We start from the raw sequence: 2759 nt of genomic DNA on the forward strand, positions 1-2759 counted from the left end.
CCCACACCCTTCGCCACCCCACTCGACCCCGACGTATACATCACATACGCCAACCCACCCTGATCCACCACAACCGACGGCCGACCATCCGGACACCCAGCCACCTGCGCGGCGACAGACGGCTCATCCACCACCACCACGGGCACCCGCTCCGACACCGACTCCGCCACCAACGACGCACACGCCACCGACGTCAACACACACTCAGCACCACTGTCCGCCAACATGAACGCCACCCGCCGCACCGGATACTGGGGATCAACCGGCACATACGCAGCCCCCGCCTTCAGCACCCCCAACAACGCCACCAACACATCCACACCACGCTCCATCACCACCGCCACCACAGACTCCGCACCCACGCCAACCCCACGCAGATACCAAGCCACCCGATTCGCACGCGCATCCAACTCCGCATACGTCAACTCAGCACCATCACCCACCACCGCCATCGCATCCGGAGCCACCGACACCTGCGCCTCAAACAAGCCCACCACCGTGCCGCCGACACCCTCCACCGCGGTGTCATTCCACTCGACCAGCAACTGCTCCCGCTGCCGGTCATCAAGCACATCAACCGCCCGCACCGGAAGATCAGCACCATCGTGCAGAGCCTCACTCAACGCGGCGACAAGGTTCTCCACCGCGGTACCAAACAACCGCGCCACCTCATACGGGTCGACAGAATCGACCGCCTGAACACTCAAGCTCAACGCACCGGTAGTGAGGTCGTCGACGGACATGGTGAGCGGATAGTTGGTCCGCTCCTTGGCAAGGACACTCCGAATGCCGGTCGCCTGGTCCTGGCTGATCTCGTCGTTCTGATCCACACGTCGGCGTGTGCTGTATCGGTAGTTGAAGAGCGAGGTGAACAGGGGGGTGTTCTCCGCGATGCCGCTGGCCTGCTGCGCCACCGCCAACGGCGCATGCTCATGCTCCAACAACGCCGCCAACTGAGACCGCATCTGCTCCACCGCAGCACGAACCCCGACCTGATCAGTACGCACCCGCACCGGCAACGTATTGATGAACGGACCCACCACCCTGTCGGCACCCGCACCGGCATTCATCCGCCCGAACAACACCGTGCCGAACACCACGTCATCACGACCCGAGACCGCTGCCAGCACCCGCGCCCACGCGACGTGCAACACCGTGGCCACACTCACACCCAACTGCCGCGCCACATCCCGCAGTTGGTCTACGACCTCCTGCGGCACCGGCTGCACCCCCGTCACCGTCTCCGTGCCGTCGCCGCGGACATCCATCAGTCCATACGGCGCGGTCGGCTCAGTCACATCCCCCAGCAACTCGGCGAAGAACCGCTCATGCTCCTCACGCGGAACACTCCGAGCCTGAGCGACGAAATTCCGGAACGGCAACGCCGGCGCCAGCTCATCCTCCCGCCCGGTCGCGATCGCCCGCATCTCCCCCATGAGCACGTCGAGCCCTTGGTGGTCCTGCACCATGTGGTGCATCCGCAGCAACGCCAGCCAGCGGCCATCCCCGACTTGGGCGATGTGCAGATCCATCAGCGGCGGCCGCCCCAGATCCATCCCCGAACCCACCAACTCCACCAACGCCGCGGCCGGATCAGCCTCGGCACTGTCAAGGACATGGGTCACCACCGGCAGTTCCACGTCCCGCAACACCACCTGCACCGGCTCCGGCAACCCTTCCCACACCACCGCCGTGCGATAGATGTCATGCCGATCCACCACCCGCTGCAACGCCTCAGCGAACTCCCCCAACCGCACCCGGGAGCCGAACTCCAGCACCAGCACCGTGACGTACGGGTCCTGACGTCCGTCGGCGGCTATCAGGTGGTGGAAGAGCAGGCCTTCCTGCAACGGCGCCAGCGGATACACGTCCGCCACGTTCGCCGCGCCACCCTCGACACCGGCAACGATCCGCTCGACGTCGGTGTCGGACAGGTCCACCAACGGCAGCATGTCGGCCGTGATCCGCTCCGCCCCCACCGGGATCAGGTTCTCCGGCACCACCACCGGCTCGGCCGCCGCCGCCTCGGCCAACCCCGCCGGCGTCGGCGCCTCGAACAACGCCCGCACCGACACCGACACACCCCGCCCACGAAGCCGCTCCACCAGCGACACGGCCAACAGCGAATGCCCACCCAGCCGGAAGAAGTCCTCATCCACCCCGACCGAGTCCACACCGAGCACCTCGGCGAAGACGGCACACAGGATCTCCTCCTGCACCGACACCGGACCCCGACCACCACCGATACCGACCGTGTAATCCGGTGCCGGCAACGCCCGCCGATCCAGCTTCCCGTTCACCGTCAGCGGCAACCCGTCCAACACCACCACGGCAGAGGGCACCATGTACTCCGGCAACCGCGCCCCCGCCAACTCCCGCACCAGAGCAGGCAGATCCTCTTCACCCGCGCCTTCGCCAGCCGGCACCACATACGCGACGAGCCGCTTGTCACCAGGCGTGTCCTCCCGGACGATCACCGCCGCCTGAGCAACCCCAGGGTGAGCCCGCACAACCGCCTCGACCTCACCCGGCTCGATCCGGAACCCACGAACCTTCACCTGCTCATCAGCCCGGCCGACGAAGACGAGTTGCCCATCCTCCGTCCACCTCATCAGGTCACCGGTCCGATACATCCGCTCACCCGACCCGAACGGGCAGGCCACAAACCGCTCCGCCGTCAACCCAGCCCGACCCACATAACCCCGCGCCAGCTGAACACCCGCCACATACAACTCACCCACCACACCAGGCGGCACCGG

General features: G+C 66.4%; 1 protein-coding gene. It reads right to left on the reverse strand.

Features of this window, described 5'->3' with window-relative positions; translation table 11 throughout:
• Positions 1-2612 (reverse strand): condensation domain-containing protein (locus ACIBK4_RS50440; RefSeq protein WP_399006961.1); only part of this gene is annotated, 2612 nt, incomplete at its 3' end.
• Positions 2613-2759: the final 147 nt, after the last annotated feature.

The sequence above is a fragment of the Streptomyces sp. NPDC050528 genome, from assembly GCF_044457795.1.
Lineage (GTDB): Bacteria > Actinomycetota > Actinomycetes > Streptomycetales > Streptomycetaceae > Streptomyces.